At 63.9% G+C, this 20,564-nt stretch carries 23 protein-coding genes; 5 read left to right on the top strand and 18 right to left on the bottom strand.

Annotation, left to right across the window (positions count from 1 at the left end):
* Positions 1 to 83: 83 nt before the first annotated feature.
* Entirely contained in the window at positions 84 to 593 is a 510-nt protein-coding gene (locus tag FIU86_RS01095) for a CoxG family protein (RefSeq protein ID WP_152473394.1), read from the bottom strand.
* A gap of 130 nt (positions 594 to 723) precedes the next feature.
* On the opposite strand from FIU86_RS01095, the gene FIU86_RS01090 reads away from it, so the two are divergent.
* A complete protein-coding gene (locus tag FIU86_RS01090; protein WP_152473393.1) occupies positions 724 to 1,401 on the top strand; it encodes a polysaccharide deacetylase family protein in 678 nt (225 codons plus the stop codon).
* Positions 1,402 to 1,437: 36 nt separating this feature from the next.
* Here the strand turns inward: FIU86_RS01090 and arfB are convergent, their stop codons facing one another.
* The 5 genes from arfB to FIU86_RS01065 all read right to left on the bottom strand — a co-directional run bounded on the left by arfB (position 1,438) and on the right by FIU86_RS01065 (position 5,774).
* Positions 1,438 to 1,857, bottom strand: a complete 420-nt coding sequence (gene arfB / locus FIU86_RS01085; RefSeq protein ID WP_152473392.1) for an alternative ribosome rescue aminoacyl-tRNA hydrolase ArfB — start codon at positions 1,855 to 1,857, stop codon at positions 1,438 to 1,440.
* Positions 1,858 to 2,177: 320 nt separating this feature from the next.
* Entirely contained in the window at positions 2,178 to 2,801 is a 624-nt protein-coding gene (locus FIU86_RS01080) for a queuosine precursor transporter (protein ID WP_152473391.1), read from the bottom strand.
* Positions 2,802 to 2,873: 72 nt separating this feature from the next.
* Positions 2,874 to 3,800: a penicillin-insensitive murein endopeptidase gene (gene mepA / locus FIU86_RS01075; RefSeq protein ID WP_152473390.1), complete on the bottom strand. Its 927-nt coding sequence runs from the start codon at positions 3,798 to 3,800 to the stop codon at positions 2,874 to 2,876.
* Positions 3,785 to 5,164, bottom strand: coding sequence for an MFS transporter (locus tag FIU86_RS01070; protein WP_152473389.1), 1,380 nt, complete (start codon positions 5,162 to 5,164; stop codon positions 3,785 to 3,787). Before FIU86_RS01070 ends, mepA begins: the two co-directional genes overlap by 16 nt.
* A gap of 73 nt (positions 5,165 to 5,237) precedes the next feature.
* Entirely contained in the window at positions 5,238 to 5,774 is a 537-nt protein-coding gene (locus tag FIU86_RS01065; protein WP_152473388.1) for an acyl-CoA thioesterase, read from the bottom strand.
* Positions 5,775 to 5,900: 126 nt separating this feature from the next.
* Between FIU86_RS01065 and FIU86_RS01060 the strand changes: the two genes are divergently transcribed.
* The 3 genes from FIU86_RS01060 (at position 5,901) to yaaA (ending at position 9,308) form a co-directional block, all read left to right on the top strand.
* Entirely contained in the window at positions 5,901 to 6,209 is a 309-nt protein-coding gene (locus FIU86_RS01060; RefSeq protein WP_152473387.1) for a YggT family protein, read from the top strand.
* 265 nt (positions 6,210 to 6,474) lie between these two features.
* Positions 6,475 to 8,514, top strand: coding sequence for a DNA helicase RecQ (recQ, locus tag FIU86_RS01055; RefSeq protein WP_152473386.1), 2,040 nt, complete (start codon positions 6,475 to 6,477; stop codon positions 8,512 to 8,514).
* Between the two features lie 35 nt (positions 8,515 to 8,549).
* Positions 8,550 to 9,308, top strand: coding sequence for a peroxide stress protein YaaA (gene yaaA / locus FIU86_RS01050; RefSeq protein WP_152473385.1), 759 nt, complete (start codon positions 8,550 to 8,552; stop codon positions 9,306 to 9,308).
* 18 nt (positions 9,309 to 9,326) lie between these two features.
* Here yaaA and FIU86_RS01045 read toward each other — a convergent pair whose 3' ends face one another.
* Positions 9,327 to 10,547, bottom strand: coding sequence for a phenylacetate--CoA ligase family protein (locus FIU86_RS01045; RefSeq protein WP_152473384.1), 1,221 nt, complete (start codon positions 10,545 to 10,547; stop codon positions 9,327 to 9,329).
* 128 nt (positions 10,548 to 10,675) lie between these two features.
* Between FIU86_RS01045 and FIU86_RS01040 the strand changes: the two genes are divergently transcribed.
* Positions 10,676 to 11,524, top strand: a complete 849-nt coding sequence (locus tag FIU86_RS01040) for a hypothetical protein (RefSeq protein WP_152473383.1) — start codon at positions 10,676 to 10,678, stop codon at positions 11,522 to 11,524.
* 5 nt (positions 11,525 to 11,529) lie between these two features.
* Here the strand turns inward: FIU86_RS01040 and FIU86_RS01035 are convergent, their stop codons facing one another.
* The 11 genes from FIU86_RS01035 to FIU86_RS00985 all read right to left on the bottom strand — a co-directional run bounded on the left by FIU86_RS01035 (position 11,530) and on the right by FIU86_RS00985 (position 20,452).
* On the bottom strand, positions 11,530 to 11,829 hold the full coding sequence (locus tag FIU86_RS01035) for a hypothetical protein (RefSeq protein ID WP_152473382.1): 300 nt from the start codon (positions 11,827 to 11,829) through the stop codon (positions 11,530 to 11,532).
* Positions 11,829 to 12,656, bottom strand: coding sequence for an ABC transporter ATP-binding protein (locus FIU86_RS01030; RefSeq protein WP_152473381.1), 828 nt, complete (start codon positions 12,654 to 12,656; stop codon positions 11,829 to 11,831). Before FIU86_RS01030 ends, FIU86_RS01035 begins: the two co-directional genes overlap by 1 nt.
* 113 nt (positions 12,657 to 12,769) lie before the next feature.
* A complete protein-coding gene (locus tag FIU86_RS01025; protein WP_152473380.1) occupies positions 12,770 to 14,050 on the bottom strand; it encodes an ABC transporter substrate-binding protein in 1,281 nt (426 codons plus the stop codon).
* 92 nt (positions 14,051 to 14,142) lie between these two features.
* Positions 14,143 to 15,219, bottom strand: a complete 1,077-nt coding sequence (locus FIU86_RS01020; RefSeq protein WP_152473379.1) for a branched-chain amino acid ABC transporter permease — start codon at positions 15,217 to 15,219, stop codon at positions 14,143 to 14,145.
* 99 nt (positions 15,220 to 15,318) lie between these two features.
* On the bottom strand, positions 15,319 to 15,567 hold the full coding sequence (locus FIU86_RS01015) for a hypothetical protein (protein WP_152473378.1): 249 nt from the start codon (positions 15,565 to 15,567) through the stop codon (positions 15,319 to 15,321).
* Positions 15,564 to 15,776 carry a hypothetical protein gene (locus tag FIU86_RS01010; protein ID WP_152473377.1) on the bottom strand — a complete coding sequence of 71 codons (213 nt, stop codon included), beginning with the start codon at positions 15,774 to 15,776 and terminating at the stop codon, positions 15,564 to 15,566. The genes FIU86_RS01015 and FIU86_RS01010 overlap by 4 nt, the downstream gene beginning before the upstream one ends.
* Positions 15,777 to 15,779: 3 nt before the next feature.
* Positions 15,780 to 16,769: a branched-chain amino acid ABC transporter permease gene (locus FIU86_RS01005; protein ID WP_152473376.1), complete on the bottom strand. Its 990-nt coding sequence runs from the start codon at positions 16,767 to 16,769 to the stop codon at positions 15,780 to 15,782.
* A 60-nt stretch (positions 16,770 to 16,829) separates the two neighbouring features.
* Positions 16,830 to 17,432: a hypothetical protein gene (locus tag FIU86_RS01000; protein WP_152473375.1), complete on the bottom strand. Its 603-nt coding sequence runs from the start codon at positions 17,430 to 17,432 to the stop codon at positions 16,830 to 16,832.
* Positions 17,425 to 18,240 (bottom strand): ABC transporter ATP-binding protein, encoded by an 816-nt coding sequence (locus FIU86_RS00995; RefSeq protein ID WP_152473374.1) that lies wholly within the window; start codon positions 18,238 to 18,240, stop codon positions 17,425 to 17,427. Before FIU86_RS00995 ends, FIU86_RS01000 begins: the two co-directional genes overlap by 8 nt.
* The gene (locus tag FIU86_RS00990; protein WP_152473373.1) at positions 18,237 to 18,482 is read right to left on the bottom strand and encodes a hypothetical protein; all 246 of its coding nucleotides are present in this window, start codon (positions 18,480 to 18,482) and stop codon (positions 18,237 to 18,239) included. Before FIU86_RS00990 ends, FIU86_RS00995 begins: the two co-directional genes overlap by 4 nt.
* Entirely contained in the window at positions 18,479 to 20,452 is a 1,974-nt protein-coding gene (locus FIU86_RS00985) for an AMP-binding protein (RefSeq protein WP_152473372.1), read from the bottom strand. The genes FIU86_RS00990 and FIU86_RS00985 overlap by 4 nt, the downstream gene beginning before the upstream one ends.
* Positions 20,453 to 20,564 lie beyond the last annotated feature (112 nt).

The raw sequence follows: 20,564 nt of genomic DNA, 5'->3' as shown, positions 1-20,564 counted from the left end.
CGCGCGCGCCTTTTCCTCTGGCCAAAAATATCCCCGCCGGAGGCTCCGACGGGGACGCAATCAACCCGGCCTGAAACGAAGGCTCACCCCTTCGAGATCATCCGCTTCAGCCAGCCTTTCTTCTCGGCCTGCTCTTCCGGCTCGTCCTCTTTCGGCCCCTCGATGACCTCCTCGAGGTTAGAAAAGAACTGGTCGGCCATCTTCTTGGCAAACCCGTCGACGATCCGGCTGCCCAGCTGCGCCAGCTTGCCGCCCACCTTGGCCTCCACGTCATAGGTCAGCTTCGTGCCGCCCTCGACCTCCTCCAGCTGCACATCCGCCGCGCCCTTGGCAAAGCCCGCGGCCCCGCCCTTGCCCTCGCCTTCCAGGCGCAGGCTCTCGGGCTGGGTCATCTCGCTGAACGTGACCATGCCCTTGAACGTGGCCTTCACCGGCCCGACCTTTTGCGTGACCGTCGCCTCGTACCCCTCCTGCGGGTTGCCGGTGACCTCCTGCGCGCCCGGCACGCATTCCTTCAGGACTTCCGGCTCCATCAGCGCGGCCCAGACCGTCTCCCGGTCCGCCGCGATCTCGCGCTCGCCACTCATCTGCATGACACGTCTCCTCCTTGGTTGGCCCGATCCTACCGCACCGCCCCGAACCCTCCAAGACCGATGCGCAGTATAAATTGACAGACCCAAGGCGTCTCGCGCATCAAGACCTTAGTCGCATGGGGGACCGCATTTGCCCGGCACGCTCTGCCTCACCTTCGACGACCTCTTCGTCGCAAACTGGGTCGCCGCCCGACCCGTGTTCGACGCCCATGATGCCCGCGTCACCTTCTGCGTGTCGCACCTGCACACGGCCACGCCGGACCAGATAGAAGGCCTGCACCTGCTGCAATCCGATGGCCACGAGATCGCCTGCCACACACGCACCCACCCGAAACTGAAGCCCTACCTAGCCACCCACGGCCTCGACCACTGGCTCGAACACGAGGTCGACCTTGCCATCACCGAGCACCGCGCGGCAGGCTTCCCGGCACGCAGCTTCGCCTGCCCCTTCCACGCCTCCACGCCCGAGACCCGCGCGGCCCTCGCCTCCCGCTTCGAGGTCATCCGCGCCGCCGGCCCCCGCAGCCTCGACCGCGCCAACCCCGCAAGCCGTATCTACGGTGAAATCCCAGCCTCGCGCTGCCTCGACACCCTCGGTTTCGCCGACATGCAGCACAAGGCCTTCCCCGGCTGGCGCCAGCAGCACCACCTGCTCGACCTCATCGCCAAGACGGACGGCCTCGCGGTCTTCACAGGCCACGACATCAGGGACCGCAAAACCGGCCCGGGTTTCTACAGCAGCCAAGCCCAGATCGGTCGTCTGCTGGACGCCGCCACCACGCGAGGCATTGCGATCAAACCCGCGTAGGGTGGGTGGAAACCCACGCGTGCGGCACACGGCGCATCAAACCCCGTCGACCTTCCCCCTGAGCGCCTTCACCTCGGCCCGCTTCTTCTTCGCCTCGACACGCTTGCGTTTCTGGTTCTTCGACACTTTCGTGGGGATCCGCCGCTTCGGCTTTTCGCAGGCCTTGGCAATCAACTCCGCCAGCCGCTCCCGCGCGATCTCGCGGTTGCGGGCCTGGCTGCGTTCCTCCGACACCTGCAACACCACCGCGCCGTCCTTGGTCCAGCGCCGCCCGGCCAGCCGCCGCAGCCGCCGCTTCACCGGGTCGGGCAGGTTGGGCGAGCGCTCCGCCTCGAACCGCAACTCCACCGCCGAAGACACCTTGTTCACGTTCTGCCCGCCCGGTCCGGACGCGCGGGTGAACTGCTCGGTCAGTTCCCAATCCTCGATGGTGATCCTGTCGTTGATCTTCATGATGCCCTGTCAGATAGCACCGACGCGGTGCGCCTCAAATACCGACGCGATACCGACGCGTCTTTTTCAAATCAAAAGGGCCGCTCCAACCTCGTGGAACGGCCCTTCTAAAAGTTTCGGAGGCGAGGTCGGTTAGACCCAGGACACCGCGAAAGCGTCCCTGCCAATCCGAGTGTTTACATGCCCAAGGGCTGCCTCAGACACGAACCTCCCTGACTGTTCCGACACCTCTCTCCAATCCCTTTATAGACACTGGATCACCTCCTTTCAGTTGTTGAACTCAAGGGTAGCCTGCCACAGATTTTGTATTTGTCAAAACAAAATCATGTGGTCCTGCCACTAAGTGACCCCACGATGATGCGAAACGGCACAAGTGCCAAAATTGCCAGCACCAGCTTCACCAGCCAGTCCGCCACCGCCAGCGACACCCACAACGGCACCACCGGGCCTGTGCCCAACAGCGGCAGCGCCTCACCGGCCCAGCCCACATCGTTGCCCGGCTCCAGGAATGTCAGGCTGGCCGAAAACGCGATGGTAAAGAACAGGCCCGTGTCCACGCTGCCCCCGATCAGCGACGACACCACCGGCGCCCGCCACCACGCCCCGCCCCTGAACCGGTCGAACACCGCGATATCCAGAAGTTGCGCGGTCAGAAACGCCACGGCCGAGCCCAGCGCGATCCGCACCGTCACCAGCGGCCCGAACTCACCCGAGATCTGCGTGCCGATGAACGAACAGATCAGCCCCACCACGAACCCTGCCAGCACCACGCGCCGCGCCGCCGCGCGGCCATAGACGCGGTTCATCACGTCCGTCACCAGGAACGCCAGCGGATAAGTGAACGCCCCCCAGGTCAGCCACTTGCCGAACAGGAACTGAACCAGGATGTTCGACGCGACGACAATCGCCGCCATCGCCAGAACGCCGGGTAGGATCTTGGATGTCATGCGCACAGGCCCCCGATACGCGTCTATATCAGGGGCCTGCGCCTAGTCACTTTGCGGCAGAACCGCAAGACCTCACTCCGATTGCAGCACGCCAAGGCACTGCGCCGGCAGGTCCGCCATGGTCAGCTCGCGGCGCGGCTTGGGCGGCGGCGCGTCGGGGTCGGGCGGCGGCGGGTTCAGGATGTTGCGCTGCCACTGCCGCGCATCGGCGCAGCCATCCCCGGCGGGGGGCGCGGCCTGATCGACACAGCCCTTCGCCCCGCGCGGACATTTCAGCCGCACGTGGAAATGATAGTGATGCCCGTACCAGGGCCGGATCTTGCGCAGCCAGCTGCGGTCGCCGGTCTCTTCCTCGCACATCCGCACCTTGGCGCCGGGAAAGACGAAAATCCGCGCCACGCGCGGGTCCTTCGCCGCGGCCTTCATGATCTCGTGATGGGTGCGGTTGTAATTGTCGTTGGTATAGGCCCCGTTCGCCCGCCGCAGCGAAATCGACGACAGGCTTTCCCGCTGCGCCCGGCTGAGGTTCAGGTTGTTCGCCGGCCGCAGCCAGATATCCACGTCCAGCCCCATCTGGTGGCTGCGATGCCCGGTCAGCATCGGCCCGCCCCGCGGCTGGCTGATGTCGCCTACGTAAAGCCCTTTCCACCCCGGCTGCGTCGCCGCAAAGCGCGACAGTTTCTGCACGAAGTCGATTACCTCGGGATGGCCCCAGTTGCGGTTCCGGCTCAGGCGCATCGCCTGCCATGTCGGCCCCGTCTCGGGCAGTTGCACACCGCCCGCCACGCATCCCTTGGCATAGCCGCCGAAGGGCCGCGCCGCCTGCTGCGAGCCGCCGCGCTTGGCGCCGAACAGCTGTTTTGCCTGCACCCCGCGCATGTCCGCCGGGATGTTCTGCGTCGACAGCACCGCGGGCTGGGCGCCCTCCTGTTCTGCCGTGGACCCGCCACAGCCTGCCAGCACCAACGCCAGCAGGACCGGCTTTACGATACGGACCATGTTTCACTATCCCCTTTTGCCTGAACCCAGCGTAGCAAGATCAACCCCACGAGGAAAAGCAGAATAAGGGGCGTGACCCCAATTCGCGCGCTTCCGCTGATATAGGTCACCAGCCCGATCAACGCCGGGGCCACAAACGCCGTCGCCCGCCCCGACAACCCGTAAAGGCCAAAGCTTTCGGTCGGCACCGCCGGGTCGGTGTGGCGCACCATCAAGGACCGGCTGGCCGATTGCAGCGTGCCGCCCAGGCCCCCGATCAGGATACCGCAGCCGAAGAACACCATGTCCGGCAGGGCCGAGCCGTCTTCCAGCGGGATACCGAAGAACATCGTGCGGTCCATGCTGACGATGGTGATGCACACCCCGATCAGGATCCACACCGCCACGATGATCACCGGCTTCGGTCCGAACCGCTTGTCCAGCCTGCCGCCGACCCAGCTGAAGGCCGCCGCACCGATGACGCTGATGATACCGAAAATGCCCACCCTCACGATGGACCAATCCAGCACCAGCGTCGCGTAAGTGCCCCCGAAACTGTAAAGCCCGTTCAGCGCGTCGCGGTAAAACATCGACGACCCCAGATAGGCCAGCAGGCTCTTGCGATTTGGCAGGTTCGCCACCGATTTCTTCAGCAGCGTCATCGCACCGACGAACCCCGCCCCCTTGGGCGCAGTGTCCGCATCGCGCACCCAGAGGAAATAAGGGATCATGAACACCACGTACCACACCGCCGCCAGCGGCCCGACAATGCGCTTGTCCTCGTCCCGCGCGGCGTCCAGCCCCAGCGCCGGCTCCAAACCGACGATTGTGCGCCCTCCGTCCATCGTCTGAAAAAACACCAGCATGATCGCCAGCGACACCAGCCCGCCCAGGTAACCAAAGGCGAACCCGCTGCCCGAGGTCGACCCCACGTCATCCGCCGTCGCCACCGACGGCAATTGCGAATTGACGAAGATCAGCGCGTATTCCGCCCCGATAAAGCCGATGCCGAACAGCACCAGCGCCAGCACCATGTTCGACCCGTCCGGGGCCGTCCACCACAGGCCCGCCGCGCCCACGACATAGAGCACCGAAAAGAATACCATCCACGGAATGCGCCGCCCGGCGGAATCCGCCATCGCGCCCATGATCGGCGCGCCGAACGCGATCACCAGTCCCGACAGCGCCAGGCACCATGACCACAGCGTCTGCGCCCGCGCATCCGCCGCCTCTTCCTCCAGACCCGTGCCAAGGAAATAATTCGAGGCGACAGCGGCAAAGAATGGCCCGAACACGAAGGTCACCAACAGGGTGTGATAGGGCTGGCTGGCCCAGTCGAAAAAGAACCAGCCCCAGATCCGCTTGCGTGCCGAAACCTCTGCCATCTTGCCCCCTCGCCTCGCCGCGATCAAACGCGGTTCACGGGCCCGTGGCAAGCCTTTCCTTGGGCTTTCCGCGTCAGTCCTGCATCGGCGGCCAGGGCCGCTTGGCATCCGCCTCGATCCAGGCGGTCACCCACTCGGGCGCGGCGGGCCGCTCCACGGTCTTGCCCAGCGCCGCCATCACCGTCTCGGGCGGCACGATCCCGTCCTTGCTGGTCACGGCCGAGCGATAGACGATGTGGTTGGCGCATTCGCCATCCGCCTTCCACATCGACTGTTCCAGATAGACGAACCGCGCATCCCACCACACGGCGCGAGACCGCATCTCGACCGTCTCGAACATCCTGATCCGGCGGCGATACCGCACGCTCGCCCCCGCCATGGTCAGCCCCCAGCGGTTCTTCCGCAGCACGCCGACCAGTCCCGCGCGCCGCGCCAGCGGAATACGCCCCAGGTCATACAGCGTCAGCGTCCGCCCATTGTTCAGCTCCATCCACAGGTCGATATCCCACGGCAGGCAGACATGCCGCGACATATGGGTATCGGTCGGCGCCAGCGGCGGCGAATTGCGGTGCTTATAAAGCTGCCAGAACATGCGGACGACAGGATACATCGGGCGCTCCTTTCCCCAGTGGTCTTGACGCGGGCGCGGCATACGTCAACCACAACCTCGCGTAAAGCTTGCGGAATACCGCCATGAGGCTTACCTATTTCGCGCAGCAAGCAAGAGGTTTTCTAGATGCAGGCAATCGCAGGTCCCATCGGGCTCATTCTGGACGTGGTGTTCTTCATCATGATCATCCACATCATCATGAGCTGGCTGATCAATTTCCAGGTCCTGAACCTCAGCCAGCAATTCGTGGCCCAGATCTGGTATGGCCTCAACCGCCTGTTGGAGCCGATCTACGAACCCATCCGCCGCATCCTGCCCGACACCCGCCCCTTGGACCTCGCGCCGCTGGTGGCCTTCGTCGCCCTCATCTCGCTGCGCGACTTCATCCTGCCGGAACTGCTGTGCAACGGCAGGCCCCTCGGCTACTGCGGATAGACGCGCCATCGCGGCCCCCCGGGGTGGCGATCCAGTGCGCCGGCTAAGGCACTTTATCTCTGCCACATCCGAAAAACGTTCGAGCGATGCGCCGTCATCTGCCAAATCGCCGCCCCCAGGGAGGGGGGCCGCGATGGCGCGGCGGCCTTCGGCCTTGTTTCCGCGCAACGAGGCACCAATGGCGCTCATCCGGGACTTGTTTACGATTCCTTAGTGTGGGACTGTCACCCGTAAGAGCAGAAAACTAAAATCTTACAGGTTTCCCATGCAAAGCGCTGCCACGCTGCTGCAAGACGTCTTCGGATTCTCCGCCTTCCGTCCCGGGCAGGAAGAAATCGTCCAGACCGTCGCCGAAGGATCCAACACCCTTGCCATCATGCCGACCGGCGGCGGCAAATCTCTTTGCTATCAACTCCCTGCCCTGCTGCGCGACGGCGTCACAGTCGTCATCTCCCCCCTCATCGCGCTAATGCGCGACCAGGTCCGCGCCCTCAGGGCTGCGGGAGTCGAGGCCGGTGCACTCACCTCCGGCAATACCGAGGAAGAAACCCAGGCCGTCTGGGAGGCCCTCGACCAAGGCCGCCTCAAACTCCTCTACATCGCCCCCGAACGCCTCGCCGCCGGGTCCGCAATGGGGATGCTGCGCCGCATCGGCGTCAGCCTTATCGCCGTGGACGAGGCCCATTGCGTCAGCCAATGGGGCCACGACTTCCGCCCCGACTACCTGCGCATCGGCGAGCTGCGCCGCGCCTTGGGCGTGCCACTTGCGGCCTTCACCGCCACCGCCGACGCCGAAACCCGCGCTGAGATCATCGAGAAACTGTTCGAAGGCCAGCAGCCGCAAACCTTCCTGCGCGGCTTCGACCGGCCCAATATCACGCTGGCTTTCTCGGCCAAGGACAGCCCGCGCCAGCAAATTCTCAGCTTCGCCGCCGCCCGCAAGGGCCAGTCCGGCATCGTCTATTGCGGCACGCGCGCCAAGACCGAAACGCTGGCCAAGGCCCTGCGCGAGGATGGCCACAGCGCCTGCCACTACCACGGCGGCATGGACCCAGACGACCGCCGCCAAGTCGAACACCGCTTTAGCACCGAGGACGGGCTCGTGGTCGTCGCCACCATTGCCTTCGGCATGGGGGTGGACAAGCCCGACATCCGCTGGGTGGCCCATGCCGATCTGCCCAAGTCGATCGAAAGCTACTACCAGGAAATCGGCCGCGCGGGCCGCGACGGCGCGCCCGCCGATACGCTCACCCTCTTCGGCCCCGACGACATCCGTCTGCGCCGGTCGCAAATCGACGAGGGCCTCGCCCCACCCGAGCGCCGCGCCGCCGATCACGCTCGCCTGAACGCCCTGTTGGGCCTTGCCGAAACCCACGCCTGCCGCCGTCAGGCCCTGCTGCGCTATTTCGGCGAGGATCCGGCCCCTTGCGACAATTGCGACACCTGCACCACGCCGCCCGAAACCTTCGACGGCACACAGGATGTGCGCAAGGCGCTCTCGGCCATCCTGCGCACCGAGGAATTCTTCGGCGCCGGCCACCTCATCGACATCCTGACGGGCAACGAAACCGACAAGATCCGCGCCCGCGGCCATGACGGCCTGCCCACCTTCGGCGTGGGCCGCGACACCGACCGCCGCACGTGGCAGGGGATCTTCCGCCAGATGATGGGTCACGATCTCATCCGCCCCGATCCCGAACGCCACGGCGCCCTGCGCATGACGGACCGTGCCATCCCGATCCTGAAGGGCGAGCAAGAGATCACTCTGCGCCGCGACACCCTCGCGCCCAAGTCCCGCCGCCCCGCCGCCAAGACGCTGGTGGCCGAAGAGGACGCGCCGCTCCTGTCGGCCCTCAAGGCCAAGCGCCGCGCCTTGGCCGAGGCCGCCAGGATGCCCGCCTATATCGTCTTCAACGACCGCACCCTGATCGAGATGGCCGAAACCCGGCCCCGCACGCTCGACGACATGGCCCGCATCTCCGGCGTCGGCTCCAAGAAGCTCGAACAATACGGCGCAGCCTTCCTCGAGGTCATCAATGGCGAGGCCGAGGCGATGCACCCCACCCGCCGCAAACTGGCGGGCCGCGAGACCGGCACGGTCTATGACCGTCTGATGGAGGTGCAGGCAAACCTCGCCCGCGGCGCGGACGGCATCGAAAAGCCGCTCTCCTGCTCCGCCAGCCTGCTGGCCCGCGTCGCGGCCTCGAAACCCCGCGACCTCGGCGACCTCGAACGCCTGCTGGGCGACAAAAGGACCGAGCGTTTCGGCCCGGCCTTTCTGGACGTCCTGCACGCGGCGGACTAGATCAGCCCGAACACGGAACCAGCCAAGGGTCACATATGCTCGTCGTCGTCTCGCCTGCCAAGAAAATGGACATGTCCCCGGCCGAGGGGATCCACCCCACCGGCCCCGCCTTCGCCAAGGATGCGCACGCGCTGGCCGACGTCGCCCGCGAACTCAGCCAGGCCGACCTGAAAAAGCTGATGGGCATCTCCGACGACCTCGCAAAACTCAACGCCGAACGGTTCAGCAATTTCGGTTCGCAGGACAGGAAGCCCGCCGCGCTCGCCTTTGCCGGCGACACCTACCAAGGGCTCGAAGCCGGATCGCTCGACGCCGACGAACTCGACTGGGCGCAGGATCACCTGCGCATCCTGTCGGGCCTCTACGGCCTTTTGCGCCCCCTGGACAATATCGAGCCTTACCGTCTGGAAATGGGCAGCCGCCTCAAGACCGAGAAGGGCAAATCGCTCTACGACTACTGGGGCGACCGCCTGTCGAAGGCGCTCAATCGCTATGCCGACGAGGTGGAAACAAACGTGCTGGTCAACTGCGCCAGCCAGGAATATTTCGGCGCCGTCGACCGCGACGCGCTCAAGCTCCGGGTCATCACCCCCACCTTCCTCGACACAAAAAATGGCGAAGCCAAGGTCATCAGCTTCTTCGCCAAAAAGGCCCGCGGCGCCATGGCCCGCTTCATCGTCCAGAACCGCCTGACCGATCCCGAAGCCCTCAAGGATTTCGACTCCGGCGGCTACCGCTATGACGCCGCCCGCTCGACCGAGGACGAACCGGCCTTCATCCGCGACGAACAGTGACGCCGCGCCCGGACAGCGTCACTCGTAGCTGCGCAAATCCTCGATCACCTTGCCATCGTTGGGCAGGCTGCCCCGCGCCACGACCTCGATCTTGCCTTTCAGCTTCAGCACGTCACTCACTGTTGCCGCATAGGCCTCCGGTGCGCCGCCATCGGCCTCGATCTGGACGGTCATCACGTCCATCTCGCCCTCGCGGCTGGCCACGACCCGGGCGCGTGCGATCTCGTCATGCTTGGCCACCAGCGCGGCCACCTGCTCGGGGCGCACGAACATGCCCTTGATCTTGGTGGTCTGGTCGGCGCGCCCCATCCAGCCCTTGATCCGCATATTGGTCCGCCCACAGGGGCTTTCCCCCTCCAGCACCGCGCTCAAATCGCCGGTGGCAAAGCGGATCAGCGGATAATCCGGGTTCAGCGTGGTCACCACGACCTCTCCCACTTCGCCGGGCGCAACCGGATCGCCGGTGCCGGGCGTCACGATCTCCACGATCACGCCCTCGTCGACGATCAGTCCCTCCTGCGCCGGGCTCTCGTAGGCGATGTTGCCCAGGTCGGCGGTGGCATAGCATTGCAGGCATTGAATGCCCCGATCAGCATATTCCTGCCGCAGCGACGGGAACAGCGCACCGCCCCCCACGGCGGCCTTGGTGATGCGCAGGCGCAGCCCCATCTCGTCCGCCTTGTCCAGGATCACCTTCAGGTAATCCGGCGTCCCGGCATAGGCCGTGGTCCCGATGTCATGCGCGGCCCTTACCTGCAACTCGGTCTGGCCCGTTCCGGCAGGCAGGACTGTGGCCCCCACCGCCCGCGCGCCGTTCTCGAACATCATGCCCGCCGGCGTCAGGTGGTAGCCGAAGCAGTTCTGCACGATATCGCCCGCACCAATCCCGCAGGCATGCAGAAACCGTCCCATCCGCCACCAGTCTGCCCCGGCTCCGCCGGGCTCGTAAATCGGCCCGGGGCTCTGAAACACATGCGCAAAGCCCGACGCCGGCCCCGCCGTCAGCCCGCCAAACGGCGGCGCAGCTTTCTGCGCCTGCCCCAGATCCGCCTTGCGCAGCACCGGCAAGCGGGCCAGGTCAGCCACGCTCTTGATATCCCCCGGCGCGACCCCCGCCAGCGTATCGCCATAGCCCCCAAGCCCCTGCGCCCGTCCGATCTGCTCGCCCAATGCGCGAGCAATGGCCGACGCGCGGTCCTCAGACTTGCGCGCTTCAAGATCATCGAAATACTGGCTCATGTGCTGGCCCTCCATCGGCCCTCGACCCTGCGACAGCTTGCCCGATGGTCGGACATGCGCCGCCGTGTTACCGATTGCATACTTTTGTATACTGAATTTTCGCCAGACAGATACCAGAGACTGCTACCATGACCGACACCGATACCGCGCCCGCTCTCGACCGCGCCGCGCTGGATGCGCGCATCACCTTCCACGACGACCTGCAGATCATGGAGGTCGACTTCAGCGAGGTCCATTTCCCCGATAGCGCCACCGTCAACGCCTTCTACGACCGGCTCGAGGCGCGCATCGCTGCCACCGGCGAGGAAAAATGGTTCTTTCTCGTCAACCTCAACGGCACCCGCATCGACCCCGCCGCCTGGACGGCCTATTCCCGCCGGGGCCGCGCGCTCAACCTCGCACATTCCATGGGCTCTGTCCGCTTCGACGCGTCCGAGGAAACCAAGCGCCAGATCCTGCGCGCCGCCAATACCGAGGCGTTCGATCCCAACCTCTTCTCCGACCGCGACGCCGCCATCGCCCGCATCGCCGAGATGCCCTGCACGCGGCGCGCCCGCGTCACGCATGACCCGACCTACACAACCGCCGATTTCGTCCGCCGCATCCGGTTCGATCCCGAAACTGTCATCATGGACGTGGACTTCTCGCATTTCACCTTCCATCACAGCCGCGACGTCAATGATTTCTACGACCACATCGAGGAACGCATCCGCGCCACCGACCGCCGCTGGTTCTTCCTCGTCAACCTCAACGGCTGCGAAATCCTGCCCGCCGCCTGGGTGCAATACGCCCATCGCGGCAAGCGGCTGAACGAGGCCGCGTCGCTCGGCTCCGCGCGCTACGCCGCCGGGGCGGAAACCGAGGAAGACATCCGCCTGCGCGCCGAATCCCAGGGCTTCCGCCCCAACATCCGCAACACCCGCACCGAGGCTCTGGCCCTTATCGAGGAAATGCGGGCGGAACTGACCGGAAACTGACATACCTAGGTCTCCGCGCGCTGGATCACCTGCGGCCCTTTGCCAGCGACGCGCGCCACTTCGCCGCGCACTTCCAACTCCAGCTTCACGGTGGTCACATGCCAGCCCAGTGATCCGAGCTGCGAAAGTTGTTCTTCGGACAGCTTTGAACACACCGCCTCGCGTAAATCCTTGAACGGAAGTGGCCCCGCTGCCAATGCAGCGTGAATGCCACGGCGGACAGCGTCGAATTTCCATTCCGGAATGCTCGTAGCCCCGTCTCGCCCTTCGGCAGGCGTCCTGCAAGCGACGCGCGCTTCTGTCATCAGCTCAGCCACCGCTTGCGGCGGCGATAGCTGCGCACGTCGCGGAAAGATTTGCGCCCCTCGTCGGACATGCCCAGGTAGAATTCCTTCACGTCCGGGTTCTCGCGTAGCTCCTTCGCGGGCCCATCCATCACCACGCGGCCCGACTCCAGGATGTATCCATACTGCGCGAACCGCAGCGCCACGTTGGTGTTCTGCTCCGCCAGCAGGAAGGTATAGCCCTCCTCCTCGTTCAGCGATTTCACGATCCCGAAAATCTGCTCCACCAGCTGCGGCGCCAGCCCCATGCTGGGCTCGTCCAGCAGGATCGTCTCGGGCCGGGACATCAGCGCGCGCCCGATGGCGCACATCTGCTGCTCCCCGCCTGACGTGTATCCCGCCTGACTCCGCCGCCGCTCCTTCAGCCGCGGAAAATATTCGTACACAAGGTCCAGATCCTTCTCGATCTCCCCCTTGCTCGACCCGCGCGTATAGGCCCCGGTCAGCAGGTTTTCCTCGACCGTCAGGTGCTCGAAGCAATGCCGCCCCTCCATCACCTGGATCACGCCCTTCTTCACCAGCTCCGACGGCACCAGGTCCTGTACCCGCTCGCCACGATACCGGATATTGCCCTTCGTGACCTCGCCGCGTTCCGAGCGCAGCAAGTTGGAAATCGCCTTCAGCGTGGTGGTCTTGCCCGCCCCGTTGCCGCCCAACAGAGCGGTAATCCCGCCCTTCGGCACGCTCAGGCTTACACCCTTCAACACGAGGATCACGTGGTTGTAGATCACCTCGATATTGTTCACCTCAAGCAGGTTCTCTTCGGTCTGAACAGCAGCCTCGGCCATGCGTCGGTCTCCATCACGCCGGGTCTAGCGTGCGACCCGCGCTTTTTCTTGCCAAAAATACTCAATGATCCCCGGCCGCCACCGCGTGCAGCGGCCGGGGAAATAGTGTCAGATCAACAACCCGGCTCGATGCCGTTCTCCTCGGCGAACGCGGTCGAATCCTCTTCCACCAGTGGCTGGATGATCTCCTGGTCCGACTGGTAGTACTCCGTGATCAGGTCGAACTCGCCGGCCTCCGCGTTCCACTGCGACACGGCGCCAAAGCCGTTGCCGCCGTGGTTCTCGCACGACACCTTGAACTCGGGGCCAAAGTTCGGGAGGCCAAGTGCGGCCATCTTCTCCTCGGTCATCTCCAGGTTCTCCATCCCGTCGCGCATCTGGGCAGCGTTGATCGCGGCGGTACCATGCATCTCCTGCGCGGTCTTGATCGCCTCGGCGGCCAGCATCGCGGCATACATGCCCCGGTTATACAGGACCGAGCCGATCTGATCGCCCGCACCGGCGGCATTGCCGGTATCCACGACATATTGCTGGATGTCGTCATAGACCGGATAATCGGACCCAAGGTTGTGGAAGGTCAGCGCCTTGTAGCCATCGGCCTTCGGGCCCGCCGACTTCACATCGTTCTCCGAGCCGGACCACCAGATGCCGATGAAATTCTCCATCGGGAACCGGATGTTCACGGCCTCCTGGATCGCGACCTGGTTCATCACGCCCCAACCCCACATGATCACATAGTCCGGACGCTGCTGGCGCACCTGCAACCACTGCGACTTCTGCTCCTGGCCCGGGTGATCCACCGGCAGCAACATCAGCTCGTAACCATGCTTCTCGGCCAGCTTCTCCAGCGTCCGGATCGGCTCCTTGCCATAGGCGGAGTTGTGATAGACCAGCGCCACTTTCTTGCCGCTCAGATCACCCTCGTTCTGCTCCGCCAGATGCGTGATCGCGAGCGACGCACCGTCCCAGTAGTTGGCCGGATAGTTGAACACCCACTTGAACACCTCGCCGGCCTTGGCGCTGGTACGACCGTAGCCCATCGTGTGAAGCGGGATGCCGTCGGCGGTCGCCTTGGGGATCAGCTGATAGGTGATGCCGGTGGACAGCGGCTGATACACCAGCGCGCCTTCGCCCTTCGTGGCCTCGTAACACTCCACACCCTTCTCGGTGTTGTACCCGGTCTCGCATTCGATCAGGTTGATCATCTCGCCACCGATGCCGCCGTCACGTTCGTTCAGCAGGGTGAAATAGTCCTGGTAGCCATCCGAGAACGGAATGCCGTTCGCCGCATAGGGCCCGGTGCGATAGCTGGTATCGACGATGGTCAGCTCCGCAAGCGCGGGGCTCGCCACCATCGCCACAGCCGCAATCGCTGTCAGCAGTTTATGTTTCATCGGTTTGTTCCTCCCTTGGTATGTCCGATGTCTCGCCATGGGCGCGAGCGCCCAACCCGTAGGGCGGGATTTCATCCCGCCATGCCGCCCCGCTAATGCGGAAACGGCCATAGTCTCAATTTCTCCTTCGCCACCCGCCACAGCTGCGCCAGCCCGTGCGGCTCGGCCACCAGGAATATCACGATCAGCCCACCCACGATGATGAACTCGAAATGCGCCGCCAGGTCCGTGGGCCAGCCCAACCCGCCCACCAACACGTTCTTCAGCAGCACCGGCAACAGCACCAGAAACGCCGCCCCGGCGAACGAGCCAAAGATCGATCCCAGCCCGCCGATGATCACCATGAACAGCACAAGGAACGACTTGTTGATGCCAAAGACCTCGCCCACTTCCACGGCGCCCAGGTAGACGGCAAAGAACAGCGCCCCCGCGATGCCGACGAAAAAGCCCGACACGGCAAAGGCGCTCAGCTTGGCCTTCAGCGGGTTCACCCCGATGATCTCGGCGGCGATATCCATGTCCCGGATGGCCATCCACTGCCGCCCCTGCATCCCCCGCGTCAGGTTCCGCGCCACAAGCGCGCAAACCACGGTGAACACCAGGCAAAAGAGATACGCCGCCCAGGGCGCGGTCTCGGCCCCCGTAATGGGCACACCGAAGACCGTCCGCTCGGGCGCGTTAATCTGCCCCGAGGCCGAGTAGTTGTAGAACCACCCCACCCGATTGAAGAGCCAGACAAGAAAGAACTGCGCCGCCAGCGTCGCCACCGCCAGGTAGAAGCCCTTGATCCGCAAGCTCGGCAAGCCAAACAGCACGCAGACCCCCGCCGTGATCCCGCCCGACAGGATCACGTGGATGAAAATGCTCACCTCGGGAAACCCGGTCATCAGCTTGTAACAGGCATAGGCTCCCACGGCCATGAAGCCCCCGGTGCCAAGGCTGACCTGCCCGCAATAGCCAACGAGGATATTGAGCCCGATTGCCGCGATCGAATAGATCAGGAACGGCAGGAAGACCGCGTTCACCCAATAGTCATTGATCACGAAGGGCACGATGGCAAAGGCCACCAGCAACACCGCGTAATAGCGGAACCTGTCGAACTTGATCGGAAAGGTCTGGCTGTCCGCCACGTAGGACGTCTTGAAGTCGCCCGCCTCACGATAAAACATCAGATCTCTCCTCCAGATACGTCACAGGCCCGAAACGAAGGTCCCGGGCGGGCGGGTGCCGTGGCCCGCAGGGACACGCGGTCGCTCGCGCGGGGCCGCTCAAACCGGTTCCGCATCGTCGTCCTCCCGCTTCGCCACGCGGTTCGCAGGCCGAGCATAGCCCGTCTCCTCCGCGTGCCGCACCAGCCAGAAATATGCCAGCATCCCCGTGCCGCCACCCAGCGCCGCAAGGATCGCGGCAACCACCATCTGTCCGCTCTGATCCACGTCCGAGGTCAGCGCCAGGTACCCGAAGGCCCAGAACCCCGACCACGCGACGACGTTCAAAATCGCGATCAGCTGTCTCATGTCTTGCCCTCCCCGGCCTTCAGCATATCCGCCTTCAGCGCCGCGAACTTCGCCTGCGCCGCGCCCCAGCTTTCCTCGGCGCGTCCCGCCATCGAAATCTCCGCGCCGCAATCGCCACAGGCGAACGAAGCTCCTTCCATCAGCGCCCGCGTCTCTATCGCGATGGGCGCGCCGCAGTCCGGGCAGTCAATGCTCTGCTCAAGGCTCACGACTCATACCCTCTCGATAATCTTCTCGCCAAAGAGACCCTGCGGCCGGAACACCAGAAAGATCAGCGCCAGCACGTAGGCGAACCAGATCTCCGTCGCCCCGCCCAGATACGGCGCGCCGATGGCGAACTCGAACAGCTTCTCGCCCACGCCGATCAGCAAGCCCCCCACGATGGCCCCGGGGATCGAGGTGAACCCGCCCAGCATCAGCACCGGCAAAGCCTTCAGCGCGATCAGGCTCAGCGAGAATTGCACGCCCGACTTGGTGCCCCACATGATCCCGGCGACCAGCGCAACAAATCCGGCCAGCGACCACACCATCACCCAGATGAAGTTCAGCGAAATGCCCACCGACAGCGCCGCCTGGTGGTCATCCGCCACGGCCCGCATCGCGCGCCCCTGCTTGGTGTATTGCGCGAACACGATCAGCGTGAAGACCAGCGCGGCGGCAATCACCGTCGCCACGATGTCCAGGTTGTCGATGAAAAAGCCATAGCCGAACCACCCCGCCGTGGTCTCGTCGATCACCTCGTTGATCCCCTGCGGCAGGCCCACATCCATCGTCTTGATGTCCGACCCCCACATCATGTCCCCGAACCCTTCGAGGAAATAGGCAAGGCCTATGGTGGCCATGAACAGGATGATCGGCTCCTGGTTCACCAGGTGCTTGAAGATCAGCACATTCACGACCCAGGCCAGCGCCACCATCACAACCATCGTCAGCAAAATCGCCGCCAGCGCCGGCACGTGCCAGCCGAAATGGTGGATCTCCGTGCCGAAGATCGCGTTGATCAGGTGCGAAAACGGCACCTGCCCTTCCATGATCCCCACCAGCGTCAGCGCCGCAAAGAGGGCCATGACACCTTGCGCATAATTGAAGATCCCCGACGCCTTGTAGATCAGCACGAAGCCCAGCGCGACCAGCGCATACAGCACCCCGGCCATAAGACCGTTCAGGAACACTTCCATCCCGAAAATCAACTGATCAGGCATTGACCATCTCCTCGCCAGACAAACTCCAAGCCTCCTCGATGCAAAGGCAACAGGCTATTCTCAGCATGGAATATCTCCCCTCAAAGGCGAGATGAAGGCGATCGATCCCTTGCCGTTGATCGCATTTCGTTCGCCCAGTAAACCGCGTTCTTCTCCCCCGATGCAGGAGACAAGCCTTTCGCGGTCCACCTTGTTGAAGAACGCGTCGCGCGCCTCGAAGGTTAGGCTGCCGATCCTCAGGCTCTTCATCCCATCGAAATGATTCACCACCGCAGCGTCCAGTTCGGTGGCAGCGCTGTCGTCGTCGAAATACCCGGTGACGAAAACCTTGCAGGACGGTCCGCCGAAATCGACACGCTTCGCACGTATTCCCAGTGCGCCGGAAGACAGAGCATAGACACCCTCGACGTCCGGCCCGTCCTTGCCCACTAGGGCGCGTTCCTGCAGCGGCGCGAACTCCGAAAGGTCGCGGGTCCCGAAGAACGCCGCGCATTTCTCGATCCCGTCGTAGAGTTCCTGTTGCACCACCGGCGGAAGGTCTGACGCGGATGTCTGCTCGGCTGCGAGCGACAGACACGCAAAGATCATGACCGCACCCAGCAGGCGGATTGAGGCCGCAAGACCGCGTCCGCGGCATGACATCGGACAACCGCGCTCAGTCATGCGCCACCCCCAGGTAAGCGTCAATCACCGCCTGGTTGCTGCGCACTTCGTCCGGCGTGCCGTCCCCGATCTTCTTGCCGTAATCCATCACCACCACACGGTCGGACAAATCCATCACCACGCCCATGTCATGCTCGATCAGCACGATAGTCGTCCCGAACTCGTCATTCACATCAAGAACAAAGCGGCTCATGTCCTCCTTCTCCTCGACGTTCATCCCCGCCATCGGCTCGTCCAAGAGCAGGATCGAGGGCTCGGCGGCCAGCGCCCGCGCCAGCTCCACCCGCTTCTTCAACCCGTAAGGCAGCCGCCCCACCGGCGTCTTGCGGATGTGCTGGATCTCCAGGAAATCGATGATCCGCTCCACGAACGCCCGGTTCTCGACCTCCTCGCGCTCCGCCTTGCCCTTCCACAACGATTGCGAAAACAGCCCCGATTTCATCTGCCGGATGCGCCCCGTCATGACGTTGTCCAGCACGCTCATCCCCTCGAAGAGGGCAATATTCTGGAACGTCCGCGCAATCCCCTGCTGCGCCACCTGGTAGGGCTTCATCTGCGGGCGCTTTTCACCCTTGTACCAGACCTCGCCCTCCTGCGGATTGTAGAAGCCTGAAATGACGTTCAGCATCGAGGATTTGCCCGCGCCATTCGGCCCGATGATCGCCCGGATCTCCCCTTCGCGCACGTCAAAGCTGATATCCTGGATCGCAACCACCCCGCCAAAGCGCAGCGTGATGTTTTTCATCTCCATCAGGACACCGCCGATCTTGCGACCGTCCTCGGTGGTGTATCCTTCGGTGTCCTTCATATCTGCCCTCCCGCCAGCAGGAAAATGGTCAGGCCCAGACCGGCGCCAGTTGCTCCGGCGATGATTGTCGCAGCTGTTCCTGTCTGTTCCGGTGCCACGGCCTCCAGAATTTGCAGCGCGGAATAGGCCGACGCAGCAACAGCGAGGCCGGACCCGGCCCTGGCAAACTTTTCTTTGGCCGCCAGAATGCAGACCGCGAAAGCGGCCAGGACGGTCAGCGCAGCCCAGGTTTCAAAGCTCATTCCGCCGCCACCTTTTCCTGCGCCACCGGCACCACCTGCGCATCCACGATCTTCAGCGTGGCCGAGATGCTGCCCTTGCGCCCATCCTCATAGGTGACTTCCGTCGTGGTGAACTTCTCCTCCGAGCCGTCATATAGCGCCCCCAGCAGTTCCTCGAACTTCTCCGAGATCACGCCCCGCCGCACCTTCCGCGTCCGGGTCATCTCGCCGTCATCCGCATCCAGCTCCTTGTGCAGCACCAGGAAGCGATGCACCTGGCAATGCGCCAGCATCGGGTCTTCGGAAAGGCTCCGGTTCACCTCTTCCACGTGTTCCTTCACCGTCTCCAGCACGCGCGGATGCCCCGCCAATTCCTGGTAGGAGGCATAGCCGATATTGTTTCGCTCGGCCCAGTTGCCCACGGCATTCAGGTCGATGTTGATGAAGGCCGTGCATTGCTCCCGCTGGTTGCCGAACACCACGGCCTCGAGGATGTTGGGATAGAATTTCAGCTTGTTTTCCACGTATTTCGGCGCGAACAGGCTGCCATCGGCCATCTTGCCCACATCCTTGGCCCGGTCGATGATCTTCAGATGCCCGGTCTTGTCGTCGATGAACCCGGCATCGCCCGTCGCGACCCAGCCCTCGGCATCCTTGGTGCTCGCCGTGCTTTCGGCGTTCTTGTAGTACTCCTCGAACACGCCGTCGCCGCGATAGAACACCTCGCCGCTCTCGGCGATCTTCAACTCCACCCCCGGCGCGGCCACGCCCACCGTGTCGCTGTAGACCTCGCCATCGGGCTGGAGCGTGATGAACACCGACGCCTCTGTCTGTCCGTAAAGCTGCTTCAGGTTGATCCCCAGCGAGCGATAGAAATCGAAGATCTCAGGCCCGATCGCCTCGCCCGCGGTATAGCCCACGCGCACGCGCCCAAACCCCAGCGTATCCTTCAGCGGCCCGTACACCAGCAACCCGCCAAGGCGGTATTTCAGCCGGTCCCACGCGCTGACGCTCTTGCCGTCCAAGATCGCCGGCCCCACCTTCCGCGCATGCTCCATGAAGGTATGGAACAGCCATTGCTTCATTCGGCTGGCATCCTCCATCCGGATCATCACGTTGGTCAGCTGTCCCTCGAACACCCGCGGCGGCGCGAAATAATAAGTCGGGCCGATCTCGCGCAGGTCCACCTGCATCGTGTCCGGGCTTTCCGGGCAGTTCACGCAGAACCCGCACCAATAGGCCTGCCCGATGGAAAAGATGAAATCCCCCACCCACGCCATCGGCAGGTAAGCCAGAACTTCCTCGTTCCGCGTCAGGTGATCGAACTCGGACGACGATTTCGACGCCTCGATGATGTTGCGGTTGGACAGCACCACGCCCTTGGGCTTGCCGGTGGTTCCCGACGTGTAAAGCATCACGCAGGTGCTGTCGTAATCCAAAGCGTCCCGCCGGGCCTTCAGATCGCCGATGAATTCCTCACGCGCCGCGCGCCCTTGGTCCTGTACGTGGCTGAACTGGTGCAGCTTGTGATGATCGTATTTCCGCAGACCACGTGGATCGACATAGATGATATGCTCAAACAGATGCAGCTCATCCTGGATGTCGATAATCTTGTCGACCTGCTCCTGGTCCTCGACAATCGCGAACCGCGCGCCGCAATGGTCCAGCACATAGGCCATCTCCTCGCTGGCGCTGTCCTGGTAGACCGGCACCGGGATCGCGCCCACCGACTGCGCGGCGACCATGGACCAGTAGAAATAGGGCCGGTTCCGCCCGATCACGGCAATGAAGTCGCCCTTGTTCACCCCAAGGTTCAACAGCCCCAGCGCCAGCGCTTCGATCTCCTGCTCCGCCTCTGCCCAGGTCCAGCTTTGCCAGATCCCGTATTCCTTCTCCCGATAGGCGGGCTTGGTCCCGAACTGCGCGGCGTTGCGCTGCAAAAGGGCCGGAATGGACGAAAGCCCATCCGCGCCTCTCGACGACTGTGCCAAATTGTGTCCTCCCTTTGTCCGCTCTCTCCCGCGAACAGACCGCGCCCCACCGGGACCGAGTCTCGATCCTCCATAGAGTGCGCAGCCGAGGCTGATCGTCAACTTTTTCCTG

Origin of the sequence: Roseovarius sp. THAF9 (genome assembly GCF_009363715.1) — a bacterium.
Lineage (GTDB): Bacteria > Pseudomonadota > Alphaproteobacteria > Rhodobacterales > Rhodobacteraceae > Roseovarius.
This window is presented reverse-complemented; position numbering and strand designations above follow the sequence as displayed.

Excerpts from the sequence above, each read along its gene's own strand:
- FIU86_RS01095 (WP_152473394.1), bottom strand. The coding sequence starts at position 593 with ATGCAGATGAGTGGCGAGCGCGAGATCGCGGCGGACCGGGAGACGGTC.
- FIU86_RS01080 (WP_152473391.1), bottom strand. The coding sequence starts at position 2,801 with ATGACATCCAAGATCCTACCCGGCGTTCTGGCGATGGCGGCGATTGTC.
- mepA (WP_152473390.1), bottom strand. The coding sequence starts at position 3,800 with ATGGTCCGTATCGTAAAGCCGGTCCTGCTGGCGTTGGTGCTGGCAGGC.
- FIU86_RS01070 (WP_152473389.1), bottom strand. The coding sequence starts at position 5,164 with ATGGCAGAGGTTTCGGCACGCAAGCGGATCTGGGGCTGGTTCTTTTTC.
- FIU86_RS01065 (WP_152473388.1), bottom strand. The coding sequence starts at position 5,774 with ATGTATCCTGTCGTCCGCATGTTCTGGCAGCTTTATAAGCACCGCAAT.
- FIU86_RS01060 (WP_152473387.1), top strand. The coding sequence starts at position 5,901 with ATGCAGGCAATCGCAGGTCCCATCGGGCTCATTCTGGACGTGGTGTTC.
- recQ (WP_152473386.1), top strand. The coding sequence starts at position 6,475 with ATGCAAAGCGCTGCCACGCTGCTGCAAGACGTCTTCGGATTCTCCGCC.
- yaaA (WP_152473385.1), top strand. The coding sequence starts at position 8,550 with ATGCTCGTCGTCGTCTCGCCTGCCAAGAAAATGGACATGTCCCCGGCC.
- FIU86_RS01045 (WP_152473384.1), bottom strand. The coding sequence starts at position 10,547 with ATGAGCCAGTATTTCGATGATCTTGAAGCGCGCAAGTCTGAGGACCGC.
- FIU86_RS01040 (WP_152473383.1), top strand. The coding sequence starts at position 10,676 with ATGACCGACACCGATACCGCGCCCGCTCTCGACCGCGCCGCGCTGGAT.
- FIU86_RS01035 (WP_152473382.1), bottom strand. The coding sequence starts at position 11,829 with ATGACAGAAGCGCGCGTCGCTTGCAGGACGCCTGCCGAAGGGCGAGAC.
- FIU86_RS01030 (WP_152473381.1), bottom strand. The coding sequence starts at position 12,656 with ATGGCCGAGGCTGCTGTTCAGACCGAAGAGAACCTGCTTGAGGTGAAC.
- FIU86_RS01025 (WP_152473380.1), bottom strand. The coding sequence starts at position 14,050 with ATGAAACATAAACTGCTGACAGCGATTGCGGCTGTGGCGATGGTGGCG.
- FIU86_RS01020 (WP_152473379.1), bottom strand. The coding sequence starts at position 15,219 with ATGTTTTATCGTGAGGCGGGCGACTTCAAGACGTCCTACGTGGCGGAC.
- FIU86_RS01015 (WP_152473378.1), bottom strand. The coding sequence starts at position 15,567 with ATGAGACAGCTGATCGCGATTTTGAACGTCGTCGCGTGGTCGGGGTTC.
- FIU86_RS01005 (WP_152473376.1), bottom strand. The coding sequence starts at position 16,769 with ATGCCTGATCAGTTGATTTTCGGGATGGAAGTGTTCCTGAACGGTCTT.
- FIU86_RS01000 (WP_152473375.1), bottom strand. The coding sequence starts at position 17,432 with ATGACTGAGCGCGGTTGTCCGATGTCATGCCGCGGACGCGGTCTTGCG.
- FIU86_RS00995 (WP_152473374.1), bottom strand. The coding sequence starts at position 18,240 with ATGAAGGACACCGAAGGATACACCACCGAGGACGGTCGCAAGATCGGC.
- FIU86_RS00990 (WP_152473373.1), bottom strand. The coding sequence starts at position 18,482 with ATGAGCTTTGAAACCTGGGCTGCGCTGACCGTCCTGGCCGCTTTCGCG.